At 36.1% G+C, this 17,563-nt stretch carries 18 protein-coding genes; all 18 read left to right on the forward strand.

Going from position 1 to position 17,563, the window contains the following annotated elements; all coding sequences use genetic code 11:
- Positions 1-10 precede the first annotated feature (10 nt).
- The 18 genes from murE (at position 11) to EUC40_RS07585 (ending at position 17,477) form a co-directional block, all read left to right on the forward strand.
- Positions 11-1,486, forward strand: a complete 1,476-nt coding sequence (murE, locus tag EUC40_RS07500) for a UDP-N-acetylmuramoyl-L-alanyl-D-glutamate--2,6-diaminopimelate ligase (protein ID WP_071713192.1) — start codon at positions 11-13, stop codon at positions 1,484-1,486.
- Positions 1,487-1,508: 22 nt separating this feature from the next.
- A complete protein-coding gene (mraY, locus tag EUC40_RS07505; protein ID WP_071713193.1) occupies positions 1,509-2,483 on the forward strand; it encodes a phospho-N-acetylmuramoyl-pentapeptide-transferase in 975 nt (324 codons plus the stop codon).
- Entirely contained in the window at positions 2,484-3,836 is a 1,353-nt protein-coding gene (gene murD / locus EUC40_RS07510) for a UDP-N-acetylmuramoyl-L-alanine--D-glutamate ligase (RefSeq protein WP_071713194.1), read from the forward strand.
- Between the two features lie 90 nt (positions 3,837-3,926).
- On the forward strand, positions 3,927-5,018 hold the full coding sequence (spoVE, locus tag EUC40_RS07515) for a stage V sporulation protein E (RefSeq protein ID WP_000749496.1): 1,092 nt from the start codon (positions 3,927-3,929) through the stop codon (positions 5,016-5,018).
- Between the two features lie 103 nt (positions 5,019-5,121).
- Positions 5,122-6,216 carry an undecaprenyldiphospho-muramoylpentapeptide beta-N-acetylglucosaminyltransferase gene (murG, locus tag EUC40_RS07520; protein WP_156574273.1) on the forward strand — a complete coding sequence of 365 codons (1,095 nt, stop codon included), beginning with the start codon at positions 5,122-5,124 and terminating at the stop codon, positions 6,214-6,216.
- Positions 6,217-6,277: 61 nt separating this feature from the next.
- On the forward strand, positions 6,278-7,183 hold the full coding sequence (gene murB, locus EUC40_RS07525; protein WP_071713195.1) for a UDP-N-acetylmuramate dehydrogenase: 906 nt from the start codon (positions 6,278-6,280) through the stop codon (positions 7,181-7,183).
- Positions 7,184-7,281: 98 nt separating this feature from the next.
- Positions 7,282-8,058: a cell division protein DivIB gene (gene divIB, locus EUC40_RS07530; RefSeq protein ID WP_000798220.1), complete on the forward strand. Its 777-nt coding sequence runs from the start codon at positions 7,282-7,284 to the stop codon at positions 8,056-8,058.
- 399 nt (positions 8,059-8,457) lie between these two features.
- Positions 8,458-9,759, forward strand: a complete 1,302-nt coding sequence (gene ftsA / locus EUC40_RS07535) for a cell division protein FtsA (protein ID WP_097904423.1) — start codon at positions 8,458-8,460, stop codon at positions 9,757-9,759.
- 39 nt (positions 9,760-9,798) lie between these two features.
- On the forward strand, positions 9,799-10,950 hold the full coding sequence (ftsZ, locus tag EUC40_RS07540) for a cell division protein FtsZ (protein WP_000888989.1): 1,152 nt from the start codon (positions 9,799-9,801) through the stop codon (positions 10,948-10,950).
- A gap of 347 nt (positions 10,951-11,297) precedes the next feature.
- The gene (gene spoIIGA / locus EUC40_RS07545; RefSeq protein WP_156574276.1) at positions 11,298-12,215 is read left to right on the forward strand and encodes a sigma-E processing peptidase SpoIIGA; all 918 of its coding nucleotides are present in this window, start codon (positions 11,298-11,300) and stop codon (positions 12,213-12,215) included.
- A 19-nt stretch (positions 12,216-12,234) separates the two neighbouring features.
- Positions 12,235-12,954: an RNA polymerase sporulation sigma factor SigE gene (gene sigE, locus EUC40_RS07550; protein WP_000976947.1), complete on the forward strand. Its 720-nt coding sequence runs from the start codon at positions 12,235-12,237 to the stop codon at positions 12,952-12,954.
- Positions 12,955-13,111: 157 nt separating this feature from the next.
- A complete protein-coding gene (gene sigG, locus EUC40_RS07555; protein ID WP_000197755.1) occupies positions 13,112-13,891 on the forward strand; it encodes an RNA polymerase sporulation sigma factor SigG in 780 nt (259 codons plus the stop codon).
- Between the two features lie 151 nt (positions 13,892-14,042).
- Positions 14,043-14,327 (forward strand): YlmC/YmxH family sporulation protein, encoded by a 285-nt coding sequence (locus EUC40_RS07560; protein ID WP_151624387.1) that lies wholly within the window; start codon positions 14,043-14,045, stop codon positions 14,325-14,327.
- A gap of 117 nt (positions 14,328-14,444) precedes the next feature.
- On the forward strand, positions 14,445-15,263 hold the full coding sequence (gene pgeF, locus EUC40_RS07565) for a peptidoglycan editing factor PgeF (protein WP_156574278.1): 819 nt from the start codon (positions 14,445-14,447) through the stop codon (positions 15,261-15,263).
- Entirely contained in the window at positions 15,260-15,934 is a 675-nt protein-coding gene (locus EUC40_RS07570) for a YggS family pyridoxal phosphate-dependent enzyme (protein WP_156574280.1), read from the forward strand. Before pgeF ends, EUC40_RS07570 begins: the two co-directional genes overlap by 4 nt.
- Positions 15,935-15,953: 19 nt before the next feature.
- On the forward strand, positions 15,954-16,424 hold the full coding sequence (locus EUC40_RS07575) for a cell division protein SepF (RefSeq protein ID WP_000119137.1): 471 nt from the start codon (positions 15,954-15,956) through the stop codon (positions 16,422-16,424).
- 6 nt (positions 16,425-16,430) lie between these two features.
- Positions 16,431-16,694, forward strand: a complete 264-nt coding sequence (locus EUC40_RS07580; RefSeq protein WP_000214325.1) for a YggT family protein — start codon at positions 16,431-16,433, stop codon at positions 16,692-16,694.
- 15 nt (positions 16,695-16,709) lie between these two features.
- The gene (locus EUC40_RS07585; protein WP_156574282.1) at positions 16,710-17,477 is read left to right on the forward strand and encodes a YlmH family RNA-binding protein; all 768 of its coding nucleotides are present in this window, start codon (positions 16,710-16,712) and stop codon (positions 17,475-17,477) included.
- Positions 17,478-17,563 lie beyond the last annotated feature (86 nt).

Raw genomic sequence — 17,563 nt, forward strand, 5'->3', positions numbered from 1 at the left:
GTTTAGTGAAATGAAGTTGCATACACTTGTATCATGTTTGCATGATTTTCCAGTTGTTCCAAAAGAAAATCCAGAAATCACATCTATAGAAGCTGATTCACGTAAAGTGAAAGAGGGAAGCTTATTTGTATGTATGAAAGGATATACGGTTGATAGCCATGATTTTGCTAAGCAAGCAGCGGCACAAGGAGCGGCTGCTATTGTTGCGGAAAGACCAATTGATGTTGACGTTCCAGTTGTACTTGTGAAAAACACTTTTCGTTCGTTAGCGGTTTTAGCTGATTATTTTTATGGTCAACCAACACACAAGTTACATTTAATCGGAATTACAGGTACAAATGGAAAGACAACAACATCGCATATTATGGATGAGATTATGCGCGCACATGGTCATAAAACGGGGCTAATTGGAACGATTAATATGAAAATCGGTGATGAAACATTTGAGGTGAAAAATACAACGCCAGATGCACTAACACTTCAACAGACATTTTCAAAAATGGTTGAATACGGTGTGGATAGCACAGTAATGGAAGTTTCGTCACATGCTTTAGATCTTGGTCGTGTACACGGATGTGATTACGATGTAGCGGTGTTTACAAATTTAACACAAGATCATTTAGACTATCATAAAACGATGGAAGAATATAAACATGCAAAAGGATTGCTATTTGCACAACTTGGCAATAGTTATAATCATAATCGTGAAAAATACGCGGTACTGAATAACGATGATGCTGTAACAGCGGAATATATGAGAAGTACTGCAGCAACTGTTGTAACGTATGGAATTGATACAACAAGTGATATTATGGCAAAAGATATCGTTATGACAAGTGGTGGAACTACGTTCACGCTTGTAACACCGTATGAAAGTGTAAATGTTACGATGAAATTGATTGGGAAATTTAATGTATATAACGTACTAGCGGCAACAGCGGCAGGACTTGTTTCTGGTGTAAGTTTAGAAACTGTCATTGATGTGATAAAGAAACTAGCTGGAGTTCCAGGACGTTTTGAAGTAGTTGATGGTGGACAAAATTATACAGTTATTGTTGATTATGCACATACACCAGATAGCTTAGAGAATGTATTGAAAACAGCAAAACAATTTGCAAAAGGTGACGTATATTGCATCGTCGGTTGTGGCGGTGATAGAGATCGAACGAAGAGACCAATCATGGCAAGTGTTGCAACAAAATATGCAACTCACGCAATTTACACTTCAGATAATCCAAGAAGTGAAGAGCCAGGAGCTATTTTAGATGATATGGTACAGGGTGCAAATGGGAATAATTATGAAGTGATTATTGATAGAAAAGAAGCGATATACCATGCAATTTCTAACGCGAAAGCTGAAGATATCATCATCATTGCTGGTAAGGGTCATGAAACGTATCAAATTATTGGTAAAGATGTTCATCATTTTGACGATCGTGAAGTCGCTAAAGAAGCAATTACAGAGCGTTTAAACAACGAAGAGTAACAACGTGAGAGGAGGACTACATGTGCTTGAGCAAGGTTTATTAGTAACGGCTGGGGTAGCATTCTTAATTTCTGTTGCCCTATCGCCATTGTTTATTCCATTTTTAAGAAAATTAAAGTTCGGACAGAGTATTCGTGATGAGGGACCAAAGTCACATCAAAAAAAATCAGGGACACCGACAATGGGTGGTATTGTCATATATGTATCTATGATGGTAACTTCACTTATTATGGCGATTAAGTTTAATCATTTAGGTGCAGAGGTATCGTTATTACTATTAGTGACGTTTGGTTACGGACTGATTGGATTTTTAGATGACTACATAAAGGTAGTTAAGAAAAGAAATCTTGGGTTAACATCAAAACAAAAATTAGTAGGTCAGCTTGTTATTGCTATTGCGTTCTTTTTAATTGGAAAAGGGCAAGCGTTTCACACATACATTATGATTCCGGGAACGGATGTTAAGTTTGAATTAGGTTGGGCGTATTTTGTACTTGTACTATTTATGCTTATTGGTGGATCAAATGCAGTTAACTTAACTGACGGTTTAGATGGTTTATTATCAGGAACAGCTGCTATTGCATTTGGGGCGTTTAGTATTATTGCTGTAGCACAAGAGCAATTTGGAGTAGCAATATTCTGTATGGCGGTTGTAGGAGCTGTACTTGGATTTCTAGTGTTCAATGCGAATCCAGCAAAAGTATTTATGGGAGACACAGGTTCCTTAGCTTTAGGTGGTGCCATCGCAGCTGTAGCAATTTTATTAAAACAAGAATTGCTACTTGTAATTATTGGCGGCGTATTCGTAGCGGAAACTTTATCTGTTATTATTCAAGTTATTTCGTTTAAAACAACAGGAAAACGTGTCTTTAAAATGAGTCCATTACATCACCATTATGAATTATGTGGTTGGTCAGAGTGGCGCGTCGTGGTAACGTTTTGGTCTGTAGGATTTTTATTAGCTGTGTTAGGAATTTATATCGGGGTGTGGATGTAATTGAAAACTGTAACTGAATTTCAAAATAAAAATATTCTTGTACTAGGCATTGCAAAAAGTGGTTATGCAGCAGCTACCTTGTTACAAAAATTAGGGGCAAATGTTATTGTAAATGACGGAAAGCCTTTAGCAGAAAATGTACTTGCTGCAGAATTGCAAGCGAAAGGAATGGACGTTGTATGTGGCGGTCATCCTTTAGAATTGTTAGAGAGAAATATCTCACTTGTTGTAAAAAATCCGGGGATTCCGTATTCTAATCCAATATTAGTTGCTGCGAAAGAAAAGCAAATTCCAATAGTGACAGAAGTGGAATTAGCATATCGTATTTCAGAAGCTCCATTTGTTGGAATTACGGGATCTAACGGTAAAACGACAACGACAATGCTTACATTTGAAATGTTAAAAGAAGGACAAAAGCATCCTGTTATTGCAGGAAACATAGGAACTGTAGCTTGTGAAGTAGCGCAGGATGCAAAAGAAAATGAAGTTGTAGTTACAGAACTTTCATCGTTCCAATTGATGGGAGTAGAATCATTCCAGCCTAAAATTGCTGCGTTTTTAAACTTATTTGAAGCCCACTTAGATTATCATGGGACGAAGAAGGAATATGGTTTAGCAAAAGCAAATATTTTTAAAAACCAAACAGAAAACGATTATAGTGTAATAAATGCAGATGATGCAGATGTGATGGCCTTATCTGTGAATACTAAAGGACAAAAAGTATTGTTTTCGACAACGAAAGAAATTGAAGATGGTGCGTATATAAAAGACAATGCTCTTTATTTTAAAGGGGAAAAAGTTGTTGAAGTAAGTGATATCGTTTTACCAGGTCAGCATAATTTAGAAAATATTTTAGCTGCGATGAGTATTGCGAAATTGTTAGGTGTTTCTAACGAAGCGATTACGGTAGTGTTAAAACGTTTTACAGGTGTAAAACATCGTTTAGAATATGTAACAACTCTTAACAATCGTAAGTTTTATAATGACTCGAAAGCGACGAATATGCTAGCAACTGAGAAAGCATTATCTGCGTTTGCACAACCGATTGTGTTACTAGCAGGTGGGCTTGATCGTGGAAATGAATTCGATGATTTAATTCCATATTTCAAAAATGTAAAAGCGATTGTAACATTTGGACAAACAGCACCAAAATTAGTAAGGGCAGCAGGGAAAGCCGGATTAGATATAATTGAAAGTGTCGATACTTTAGAAGAAGCAGTTGTGAAAGCTTATGCTCATTCTACAGACGGCGATGTTATTCTTCTTTCTCCAGCATGTGCAAGCTGGGATCAATTTAAAACATTTGAAGAAAGAGGAGACATTTTTATACAAGCTGTGCATAAACTTATATAAAGTAAATCAAAACATCAGTAGGCTAACACCTACTGATGTTTTGTTACATAGGGCAAAAGGTTCTGCCTAAAGAGGTGGTGTTTATGGGTAATGAAGAAATCGCCTGATTTTATTCTCATCATCGTTACACTTTCGTTGTTGACAATCGGAATGATTATGGTTTACAGTGCGAGTGCAGTTTGGGCCTCTTATAAAATGGGGGACTCATTCTTTTTTGCAAAAAGACAATTACTGTTTGCAGGTCTTGGTGTAGTGGCTATGTTTTTGATTATGAAAATTGATTATTGGGTGTGGCGTACGTATTCAAAAGTAATTTTGCTAGTTTGTTTCATTCTTCTTATTCTCGTTCTTATTCCAGGAGTTGGTCTTGTTCGAGGGGGAGCACGAAGTTGGATTGGAATCGGAGCATTTTCGATTCAACCGTCAGAGTTTATGAAGTTTGCGATGATAATTTTCTTGGCAAAATTTTTAGCGGAACGGCAAAAATTAATTACATCTTTTAAACGTGGTTTATTACCGGCTCTTAGTTTTGTGTTTCTTGCTTTTGGGATGATTATGTTACAGCCAGACCTTGGTACAGGGACGGTAATGGTTGGGACATGTATCATTATGATATTTATTTCGGGAGCAAGGGTCTTTCACTTTGCAATGTTTGGTTTGCTTGGTGTAGCAGGATTTGTAGGGTTAATTGTATCAGCACCGTATCGAATGAAACGCATTACATCATATTTAGATCCGTGGTCAGATCCGCTTGGAAGTGGATTTCAAATTATCCAATCATTACTCGCAATTGGACCTGGTGGATTATTCGGGCTTGGACTTGGACAAAGTAGACAAAAATTTCTTTATTTACCTGAACCACAAACAGACTTTATATTTGCAATCTTATCCGAGGAATTAGGTTTTATTGGTGGTTCATTTGTGTTATTATTATTTAGTCTATTATTATGGCGCGGGATTCGTATCGCATTAGGAGCGCCAGATTTATATGGTACGTTTTTAGCAGTAGGTATTGTGGCGATGATTGCGATTCAAGTAATGATTAATGTTGGTGTTGTAACAGGACTGATGCCTGTTACGGGTATTACTTTGCCGTTTTTAAGTTATGGTGGATCAAGTTTAACATTAATGTTAATGGCGGTAGGTGTATTATTAAATATAAGTCGCCATTCTCGCTACTAAACCCTGTTTATAAGACAGGGTTTTTCGTATGTGCGTGAAAATACAATATGTATATAGAAATAAATACGATTGAAATAAGAAATGAGAAGCGGAGGAGTTAGTAGTGCGTGTATTAGTAAGTGGTGGGGGTACTGGAGGTCATATTTATCCGGCTCTTGCTTTAATTAGAGAAATAAAAAAGTTAAATCCAGAAGCAAGGTTTTTATATATTGGTACAGAAAATGGATTGGAGAGTACAATTGTTCCAAAAGCAGGTATACCGTTTCAGTCTATTGTTATAAGTGGATTTAAAAGAAAAATATCGTTAGATAATGTGAAAACAGTAATGCGTTTCCTAAAGGGTGTACAAGATAGTAAACGATATATCCGTCGTTTTAATCCGGACATTGTGATTGGAACGGGTGGATATGTATGTGGCCCAGTTGTGTATGCTGCAGCAAAATTAGGTATTCCAACTATTGTACATGAACAGAATAGTGTACCAGGTGTAACGAACAAATTTTTAAGTCGTTATGTTGATAAAGTTGCTGTTTGTTTTGAAGCAGCGACAGAACATTTTCCACAGTCAAAAGTGGTTATGACAGGTAATCCACGAGCTTCAGAAGTAATGGATCAAAATGGAATGAAAGGAAAGCGTTCAGTAGGTTTATCTCTTCCTAAAAAATCCGTACTTATTTTCGGAGGGAGTCGTGGGGCTAGACCGATTAACGACGCCTTTGTAGAGGCGATAGAACAATTTGGGAATAAAAGCTACGAAATTTTGTATGTAACAGGTGAAGTACATTATGACAAAGTGATGGAAGCGGTGAAGCAAAAGGGGAATCCAGATAATGTTATCATTAAACCTTTTATTCATAACATGCCAGAAGTACTTACAGGTGTAGATCTTGTTGTTTCAAGAGCGGGGGCAACAACACTTGCAGAATTAACAGCGTTAGGTAAGCCAAGTGTGTTAATTCCGAGTCCATACGTAACAAATAACCATCAGGAAAAAAATGCACGTTCAGTTGTTGATAAAGGAGCAGCAAAAATGCTACTTGAAAAAGATTTAACGTCTGAAACGCTAATTCGTGATATTGATGAGATTTTATTAGATGCACAAACATTACAAAATATGAAGCTAGCTGCTAAGCAATTAGGTATTCCAAATGCGGCAAATAAGTTGTACGAAGTAATGAATAAGCTTGTGAAAAAATAACGTTAGGTGAACGCCCTGCATACTACTGTAATAAGGAGACTTAATATGGGGGAGATCGTTTATGGAACAATTAGTAAATGAGCTTATAAAAGCAAATGTTGGTCGAGTATTAGTTAACGAACCGTTAGCGCGTTACACTACTATGAAAATAGGTGGACCAGCTGATATTTTAATTGTGCCAAAGCATGTTACCAGTATTGAGAAGACATTGCAGCTAGTAAAGCAATATAAAACAAAGTGGACTGTAATTGGTCGAGGTTCAAACCTTCTCGTATCTGATAAAGGGATAGAAGGTGTCGTTATTCGTTTAGGAGAAGGATTAGACCACTTAGAGGTCGAAAACCATAGAGTAAGAGTTGGTGGTGGATATCCCCTTATTAAATTGTCAACTTTACTTAGTCGCCAAGGGTTAGCTGGACTGGAATTTGCAAGTGGTATTCCAGGGAGTGTTGGTGGCGCAGTGTATATGAATGCAGGTGCACATAAATCAGATATATCAAATGTGTTATCAAAGGCTCTTATTCTATTTGAAAACGGAACAATTGAGTGGTTGATGAATAGAGAAATGGAATTTTCTTATCGTACATCTGTATTACAAACGAAACGTCCTGGTATTGTTTTGGAAGCGGAGTTTCAATTACAGGTAGGAAAGCGTGAGGAAATTGTAAGAAACATGCAAAAGAATAAAGATTACCGCCGCGAAACACAGCCGTGGAATCATCCTTGTGCAGGAAGTGTATTTCGAAATCCCCTCCCAGAATTTGCAGGAAATTTAGTAGAAAAAGCGGGGCTTCGTGGTTATCAAATAGGTGGAGCCCAAATTTCTGAAATGCACGGGAATTTTATTGTTAATACTGGAGGGGCATCAGCGCAAGATGTATTATCCTTAATCGCATTGATAAAACATACGATTAAGGATAAATTCGGTATAGATATGCATACAGAAGTAGAAATCATTGGAAGATAACGGTTATTCGTTCCGCTCATTATCATTTATGTTATAATAAGAAGATAAGAACGGCATGAGGAACATGCCGTTCTTTATGTTACATAGGGGGATCGTACATGAAAAATAGTAAAGTGATTAAACTACAAGATCGTGTACCAAAGTTGAAAAATCAAAAGAAAAAAAACAAAAACAAAAAAAATGTTAATCATCGATTGATTTTATACATATCAATTTTATTTTTATTAGTACTCTTTTTAATTTATTTTCGGTCTCCGCTTAGTAATATAAAAAAGATAAGTGTACTTGGAAATCATTATATGACAGATGAACAAGTGATGAAGGAATCAGGTGTGACATATGATACAAGTTATTTCCGAGTGACAGCACATAAAGCAGAAGAAAACTTAACGAAACGAAAAGAAATTAAAGCAGTAAATGTAAAAAAACGTTTTCCGAACAAAATTGATGTTCATATTGAAGAGTATGTAACGATTGGTTATATAAACAAAGATGGAAAATTACAACCGTTGTTGGAAAATGGGAAAACACTTGATGTACTCCCGAACGGAAAACTTCCTGTTGCAGCACCGATTTTTGAACCTTTTAAAGAGGAAAAAATGAAAGAGTTAATTGCTGAGTTAGAAAAATTAACACCGACTATTTTAAGATCCATTTCTGAAATCCGTTATTCACCTACAAATGCGAATGAAGACCATCTTACTTTATATATGAATGAAGGGTATGAAGTGAGCACTACCATTCAAAATTTCGCAAAGCGTATGGAGGCTTATCCTCTTATTTTAAAAACAATTGAACCAGGTAAGAAGGTATTAATTGACTTAGAAGTAGGAGCATATACGAAAGAGTTAGGAGCAGAAGAAAAAAAAGAATAGAACGGTAGTTTTCGCTACGTTATTATAGAAAAACGAAACAGATGTTCTATTGTAAGCATATGAATTTACAAGAATGGTTCATTTGATGAAAAATATGTAAAAATTCGTAGATTCATACTAGGATTGGTACAAGTTTCACTTTTCTATGAGTACATCTTAGTGTAGACTTATACTTGGCGGTAATCTTTACACTTGAAATAGAATTATTTCAAGATAAGCAGTTATTCACAGTTTACTGCGATATTCTTAAATGAATGTTAAATAAAAATAAGAAAAATATAGGGTTAAAAAAGGGAAACGTATAAAGACGTTGAATATTTTTCTTATAAATAGTAAAGTTGCGATTGTTGTTCCATATATTGAGTTGTATGGTATAAATAAAGAAGGAGGTGCCAAAGAATGAACAGCAATGAAATATATGTTAGTCTTGACATCGGTACATCCAATGTTAAAGTCATCATTGGTGAAATGGTTAATGACAGCTTAAACATTATTGGTGTTGGAAATGTAAAATCAAATGGTTTAAAGAAGGGATCGATAGTTGATATAGACGAGACTGTTCGATCAATTAAAAAAGCAATTGAACAAGCTGAGCGCATGGTGGGAATCCACATTGAGCAAGTTGTAGTAGGTGTCAATGCAAACCAGGTACAGCTACTTCCTTGTCACGGAGTAGTCGCTGTTTCAAATGAAGATCGTGAAATCGGGAATGAAGATGTCTTACGCGTTCTAGATGCAGCACAAGTTGTGTCAATTGCTCCTGAACGTGAGTTTATTGATGTGGTACCTCGACAGTTCATCGTAGACGGTCTTGACGAGATTAACGATCCACGCGGGATGATCGGTGTAAGATTAGAAATGGAAGGTACACTTATTACAGGCTCGAGAACTTTACTACATAACCTACTTCGTTGTGTAGAAAAAGCAGGTCTTGAAATTGTTGATATTTGTCTTCAACCGTTAGCAGCTGCGACAGTTGCTATATCTTCAGATGAAAAAAATAGAGGTGTAGCCCTTGTTGATATTGGGGGAGGTTCTACAACGTTATCTATTTTTAAAGATGGAGAGTTACAAGCGACGAGCGTATTGCCATTAGGTGGGGACCATATAACGAAGGATATTGCGATTGGATTGAAAACTTCAACAGAAAATGCAGATCAAATTAAGTTGAAATATGGACATGCTTTTTATGATACAGCATCTGAAGAAGAAATGTTTACGGTTCCTATCATGGGAAGTGATCAAACAGAACAGTATTCACAATTGGAATTATCTGACATTATCGAGGCTCGTGTAGAGGAAATTTTAATGTTTGTTCAAGAAGAAGTACGTAAGTTAGGAATCAAACAAGTTGCTTCTGGTTATGTACTAACTGGCGGAATTGCTTCTATGCCAGGTGTTCTTGATCTTGCATATGATATTTTACATGAAAATGTTCGTATAGCGACTCCTGATTATATTGGTGTGCGTGAGCCTCAATATACAATTGGAGTTGGATTAATTAAACACTCTTATCAAAAAGCTAAATTACGTGGAAAAAACGTGCAGGAAAAGCAAGAGCATTTTGAACCAGTACCTGCACCAATGCCGGTACAACAGCAACCTGCGAAACAAAAAACTCGTAATCAAAACAATAATAATCAAAATGATGACCGTATGATGTCAAAAGTAAAACGTGTATTCCGTTATTTATGGGATTAAAATTGGACACGAAAAATGAGGTTCTAGGGGGATTTCGACATGTTAGAGTTTGATACTACTCAAGATCAATTAGCGAATATAAAAGTTATCGGTGTCGGCGGTGGCGGAAACAATGCTGTAAACCGTATGATTGAACACGGTGTACAAGGTGTAGACTTTATCGCTGTGAATACTGATGCACAAGCATTAAATCTATCAAAAGCTGAAACAAAAATGCAAATTGGTGGAAAATTAACGCGCGGACTTGGTGCAGGCGCAAACCCTGAAGTAGGGAAAAAAGCTGCAGAAGAAAGTAAAGAGCAAATCCAAGAAGCACTTCGTGGTGCGGATATGGTCTTCGTAACAGCTGGTATGGGCGGCGGAACTGGAACTGGTGCAGCTCCAGTTGTTGCTCAAGTTGCAAAAGAACTAGGCGCATTAACAGTTGGTGTTGTAACACGTCCATTTACATTTGAAGGCCGTAAGCGCGCAACGCAAGCAGCATCTGGTATTGCAGCATTTAAAGAAAATGTAGATACGTTAATTGTAATTCCAAACGATCGCTTATTAGAGATTGTTGATAAAAATACGCCGATGTTAGAAGCGTTCCGTGAAGCGGATAACGTATTACGTCAAGGTGTTCAAGGTATTTCTGATTTAATTGCAACACCAGGTTTAATTAACTTAGACTTTGCAGACGTAAAGACAATTATGTCTAATAGAGGTTCTGCTTTAATGGGTATCGGTTCTGGTAATGGGGAAAATCGTGCTGCTGAAGCTGCGAAAAAAGCGATTTCTAGTCCATTATTAGAAACATCTATTGATGGAGCTCAAGGTGTTATTATGAACATTACGGGTGGAGCTAACTTAAGCTTATATGAAGTACAAGAAGCGGCAGATATTGTAGCTTCGGCTTCTGATCCAGAAGTAAATATGATCTTCGGTTCTGTTATTAATGAAGGATTAAAAGATGATATCGTTGTAACTGTAATTGCAACTGGTTTTGATGACAGCATTGCAACTCAACCACCAAAACCAATTATTCGTCCGACTTCGAATCACACGCAACAGCAACAACCAGTAGCTCAACCTTCAAAACAACGTGAAGTAAAACGTGAAATGAAGCGTGAAGAGCCGGTTGTACATGAGCGCCATTCAGACTCAGATGACATCGATATTCCAGCATTTTTACGTAACCGTCGTAGACGATAAAAGAAAAGGAGCTTTCATGCTCCTTTTTTGTTTTCTAAATGGAAAAGATCTGCTAAGCAGGTCTTTTTTTATTTCGTATATTTCAATTTACTGCGCATTAACTACCTGTGAAATTCGTTTTTTACATATCATTAATTCCAGTTTTGCTTTATAGCCGTAGTTATAGTTCAGTTAATCTGTTTATAAAAAATAAAAGTGTATCACGCTATGAAACTATACTTTTATTTTTTACCGACAGATTATGTCTAGAAATCACAAAATAACAAAAAAACACCTCCGCAAATTGACACACTTTCCTATTGGATATGCATTATACTAGTCTCAACTTAAAAAAAGAGGTGAATTGTTTGGTTGTTTACGCCGACATTGTTTGGTTGTTAAACGCCTGCATTGATTTTCTTTTACTTTTATTAACAGCTACCGTGTTAAAAAAGAAGATCAAGAGATGGAGGCTTGTGTTAGGGGCATTTATAGGTTCAACCATTGTTATTTTTGCCTTTACTCCTTTTGCTTCTATGATGACACATCCTATTATGAAACTACTGTACTCGTTACTTATTGTGTATACAGCATTTGGGTTTACAACGTTTAGAAATTATACACAAACTGTTTTAACTTTTTACTTTGTCACCTTTATGGTTGGCGGAGGATTAATTGGAACGCATTTCTTTTTGCAAACAAATGAAATGGTAAATGGATTGGTTCAATCTCAATCCATTTCTTACGGCGATCCAATTAGTTGGTTATTTGTTATTTTTGGTTTTCCAGTAATCTATTATTTTTCTAAAAAGCGTATTGAAAGCGTAGAGGTTACGAAAATACACTACGATCAAATCGTAAAAGTGAAAATTCAATTAGCTGAAGAAGAATTAGAACTAGCAGGTTTAATTGACAGTGGGAATCAACTGTACGACCCATTAACAAAAACACCCGTTATGATTATGCATATTTCATCATTAGAACATTGTTTGCCAGCTTGGTTAACAGAACAAATTTATTCCAAAACAGAAATTCCTCAAATACCAGAAAATGATTCTGGATGGGCGACAAAATTACGTTTAATTCCTTTTCGCGCAGTTGGAGTAGAGAGTCAATTTTTATGGGCAATTAAGCCGAATAGTGTGCAAGTTGATCATGAAGGCAGCACTATTGTTGTAAACAAAGTATTAATTGGGTTAAATACACAACAACTGTCTACTAATGGAGAGTATCAATGCATTGTACACCCAAAAATGTTGATTTCGCAAAAGATGGTAATTGCTTAATTATGAGAGGCGGGATAATATGATGAAATTAAAATTTTATTTAGTATACCTTTGGTATAAAGTATTGCTGAAATTAGGAATTAAGACCGATGAAATTTATTACATCGGTGGAAGTGAAGCGCTACCGCCACCGTTAACGAAAGAAGAAGAAGAAGTTCTTTTGAATAAATTGCCAAAGGGAGATCAGGCAGCAAGATCATTACTTATAGAACGTAATTTACGGCTAGTTGTATATATAGCAAGAAAGTTTGAAAATACAGGGATAAATATTGAAGATTTGATTAGCATAGGAACAATCGGCCTTATTAAAGCGGTAAATACATTTAATCCAGAAAAGAAAATAAAATTAGCAACATATGCATCGCGTTGTATAGAAAATGAAATTTTAATGCATTTGCGTCGGAATAATAAAAATCGTTCAGAAGTCTCTTTTGATGAGCCGCTTAACATTGATTGGGATGGGAATGAACTGTTGTTATCCGATGTATTAGGTACAGATGATGATATTATTACAAAAGATTTAGAGGCTACTGTAGATCGTCACCTTCTAATGAAAGCATTGCATCAATTAAATGATCGGGAAAAACAAATTATGGAGCTCCGGTTCGGGCTTGCTGGAGAAGAAGAAAAGACACAAAAAGATGTGGCAGATATGCTTGGAATTTCACAGTCATACATTTCGCGTTTAGAAAAAAGAATCATAAAAAGATTACGAAAAGAATTTAATAAAATGGTGTAGAGAATAAGACCAGCCTTTATCTAGGCTGGTCTTATTCTGTTTAGTTGTACAAGAAAAGGTAACTAAAATGAAAAGTGAAGAAAAAACCACATGCATAAAATCCCCTTCAAAGGAAATACTTTACACTGTACAGCAACTCCCGATAGGAGGGAACACTTTGACGAGAAACAAAGTAGAAATTTGCGGTGTTGATACAGCTAAACTTCCAGTACTAAAAAATGAAGAGATGCGTAAATTATTTCGTGAAATGCAAAGTGGAGAGATAAGCGCAAGAGAGAAATTAGTGAATGGAAACTTACGTCTTGTACTGAGCGTCATCCAAAGATTTAATAACAGAGGAGAGTATGTTGACGATTTATTTCAAGTTGGTTGCATCGGACTTATGAAATCGATTGATAACTTTGATTTAGGCCAAAATGTAAAATTTTCAACGTATGCTGTGCCGATGATTATTGGGGAAATACGCAGATATTTGCGTGATAACAATCCGATTCGCGTATCTCGCTCGTTACGAGATATTGCGTATAAAGCGTTGCAAGTAAGAGAAAAATTGATTGCAGAAAATTCAAAAGAACCAACAGCGATGGATATTGCAAAAGTTCTTGAAGTGACCCATGAAGAAATTGTTTTTGCTTTAGATGCGATTCAAGATCCGGTTTCATTATTTGAGCCGATTTATAACGATGGGGGAGATCCTATCTTTGTTATGGATCAGTTAAGTGATGAAAAACAAAAGGACGAGCAGTGGGTCGAAGAATTAGCGTTAAAAGAAGGAATGAAGCGTTTAAATGATCGAGAGAAAATGATTATTCGAAAGCGTTTCTTTCAAGGAAAGACACAAATGGAAGTTGCAGAAGAAATTGGGATTTCTCAAGCTCAAGTATCACGCTTAGAGAAATCAGCTATTAAACAAATGAATAAGACGATTCAAGGATAAGGTCTCACCATTTATGGTGAGACCTTTTTATTTGCGCTCATAGTAGGGAGACGGTGTTCATATAATGAAAAATAATATGGATTTTAGTAGAGGGTGCATACTGTTAATTTGAGAAACATCATTTTTAAATTTGTCATATATAAGGGGGAGGATGAAAGTGATACGAATTTCGGAGTTGCAGATGAAGGATGTTATAAACATTTCAGATGGAAAAAGGTTAGGGAATATTGGAGATATTGAAATTGATATAAACACAGGAAAGGTGCAGTCTATTATCATTACAAAACAGGCACGCATGCTTGGTATTTTTGGAAAGGACGTAGAAATTGTAATTCCATGGGAGGAAATTATGAAAATTGGGGAAGATGTCATACTTGTAAGAGTAAATCCTGTTAATTCTGTAACAGAATCAATACAAACACCGACAATTTCATAAAGAATATTACAAATTCCTCTTTTTTTTCTGTTGGCATTATGAAAAAATAAAAGTATGGTAAAATAGACAGGAAGTACCATGCTTTTTTATATTATTTTAATTAAAAGGAGCCGCTTTATGATAGAACCATTTAAATATGTGGACGGTATACTGTATTTACAAGCGTGGAAAGAACTTGGAAACATTACTGCTGGATTTACGACAAAAGATGGTGGGATAAGTACGGGCTCCTTTCATGCGATGAATTTAGGATTACATGTGAATGATATTGCGGAGAACGTTCATGAAAACAGACGCATTTTAGCAAATAAGTTACAAAAACCATTGGAAAATTGGATTTGCTCTGAACAAGTTCATGATCACCATGTTGAAAAAGTAGGACAACAAGAAAAAGGAAGAGGTGTCTATTCATATGAGGATGGCATTTCAAAAACAGATGGCATTTATACGACTAGTAACGATGTTCTTTTAACGTCTTGTTACGCGGATTGTGTTCCGCTCTATTTTTATGCACCATCACATGGTATGATAGGACTTGCGCATGCTGGATGGAAAGGGACTGTAAAAGAGATTGCAAATGAAATGATTCAAAAATGGAATGCAGAAGGGATTTCAAGTGATGAAATTCATGTTGCGATTGGACCGGCAATAGGGTCTTGTTGTTATGTTGTTGATGATAGAGTATTAACTGCAGCACAGCAAGTAGTAAACGGGTCTGTCCCCTATAAAAAAATTTCTGATGGGCAGTACGCAATTAATTTAAAAGAAATTAATCGTATATTATGTGTACAAGCAGGTATAAAAGAAGAGCATATTGTAATGTCATCTCTTTGTACAAACTGTGAAGAACAACTATTTTTCTCTCATCGTCGTGATCAAGGAAAGACAGGGAGAATGTTGAGTTTCATAGGTTTTAAGGAGGAAGGAAGAAAATGACAGTACAAGAAAATTTAGTGATTGTAAACGAAGCTATTAAAGAAACTTGCGCACGAGCTGGACGTTCGTTGCAAGATATTAAACTCGTTGCAGTTACAAAAACTGTAGGAATTGAAAAAACAAACGAAGTAATTGAAGCTGGAATTATTGATTTAGGTGAAAATAGAAATGAAGGTTTCATACAGAAATATGAGCATTTTGGCTCAAAAGTTAATTGGCATTTTATTGGCTCATTACAAACGAGAAAAGTAAAAGAAATCATTAATGAAATTGATTATTTACATTCATTAGATCGTCTTTCTTTGGCGAAAGAAATTCAAAAACGTGCCGATAAGAAAGTGAAATGCTTTCTTCAAGTGAAAACCTCACCTGAAGAATCGAAGCAAGGGTTGGCAATAGAAGAGACGATATCTTTTATTCAAAGTTTGCAAGAACTGGATAAGATTGAAGTGGTCGGACTAATGACGATGGCGCCATTTACGGAAGAAGAGGAAGAGGTTCGTCGCTGCTTTAAAAAGTTACGTGTGCTACAAACAGAGGTGCAGGGGCTAGGATTGTCATATGCACCATGTAAAGAGTTATCAATGGGGATGTCCAATGACTACACGATTGCAATTGAAGAAGGTGCTACATATATTCGTTTGGGAACGATTTTAGTAGGAAAAGCGTAAAAGGAAGGAGAATCTTATTATGAGTTGGTCAAAAGTAAAATACTTCTTTTTTGATACACCAGAAGAAAAAGAAGCAGCTCAATATAGCTATGAAAAGGAGCAAACAGACATGAAGAAGCAGCAAGATCCGCCAGAACAACAAGATGTTACGTTTCCAAAAGCGCAACCGAAACAAAATGTTGTGAGCATTGAAACGGCAAAGCAATCTTCAAAAGTTGTTTTATTAGAACCACGCACATATTCGGAAGCGCAAGGGATTGCGGACCATTTAAAAGGTAGACGAGCTGTTGTAATTAATTTACAAAGAATGTCTACTGATCAAGCGGTACGTATCGTTGACTTTTTAAGTGGTACTGTATACGCTATAGGCGGGGACATTCAAAAAATAGGACCGAAAACATTTATGTGTACACCTGAAAATGTAGATATTGTTGGTGCAATTTCAGAGTTATTCGGTGAAGAAGAAGAAACAAATATAAAGAGGTGGTAATACGCCATGACAACAGTTTTAATGGTGTTAAGTTATGCTTTCGAGATTTACTCGTGGGCACTTATTATTTACATTCTCCTATCATGGTTTCCTGGTGCAAAGGAATCATCTTTTGGAGATTTCCTGTCACGAATTTGTGAACCGTATTTAGAACCATTCCGCAGATTTATTCCGCCGCTTGGTATGATTGATATTTCTCCACTCGTTGCGATTTTTGCGTTAAAACTTGCTAAAAGTGGTTTGTTCAGTTTGTTTGGCTATTTCTTATAATAAGAGGTTACATACATGAGCATTTACGAACATTTCAGACCAGATGAAGAGGTCTTTGTGGATAAAGTGTTAGAGTGGAAGCGAACGGCGGAGTACCATCAAGTGAAATTAACAGATTTCCTTGATCCAAGACAGCAACAAATTGTTTCTATGGTAATTGGACAAGGAGATGTTGCTGTGCAATTCGATGGTGCAACGCCTCACGCGGAGCGTAAAAGAGCAATTATTTATCCAGATTATCTAGAATTAAATGAAGAAGAGTTTCAATTAGAAGTATTAGAAATTGACTATCCTTCCAAGTTTTATACGCTAGAGCATCGGCAAATATTAGGTACATTCATGTCTCTTGGTTTAACGAGAGAAAAATGTGGTGATATTTTGCTTCAAGAAAATCGTGCCCAAATTATAGTTGCGAAAGAAATCGTATCGTACATTGAGATGAACTTACAATCAATAGGGAAAGTAAAAGTCTCCTTATCATCAATACAAGGAGAACAAATTCTGCAGATGCATGAAACGTGGGGAGAGAAATCTGGAACGGTTTCTTCACTTCGTTTAGATGTTATGCTAGCTGAAATGTTACATTTATCCAGACAGAAAGTACAACCTTTAATAAAAAATGGTTTAGTGAAAGTCAATTGGAAAACAGTGGAGCAAACTTCTTATGAATGTTATCCAGGAGATGTTTTTTCTGTAAGAGGATACGGACGAAGTAAATTATTTTCTGTAGAAGGTAAAACAAAACGCGACAAATGGAGAATTTTGTATGGTATACTAAAATGATTGGTTTTTTAGAAGGAAATCCTCCTATTTTGTCGAAGAAAAGATATAATTGAAAGAGGAAATTTAGATAACTACTTGGAGGTGGC

The sequence above is a fragment of the Bacillus luti genome (assembly GCF_009739945.1).
GTDB lineage: Bacteria > Bacillota > Bacilli > Bacillales > Bacillaceae_G > Bacillus_A > Bacillus_A luti.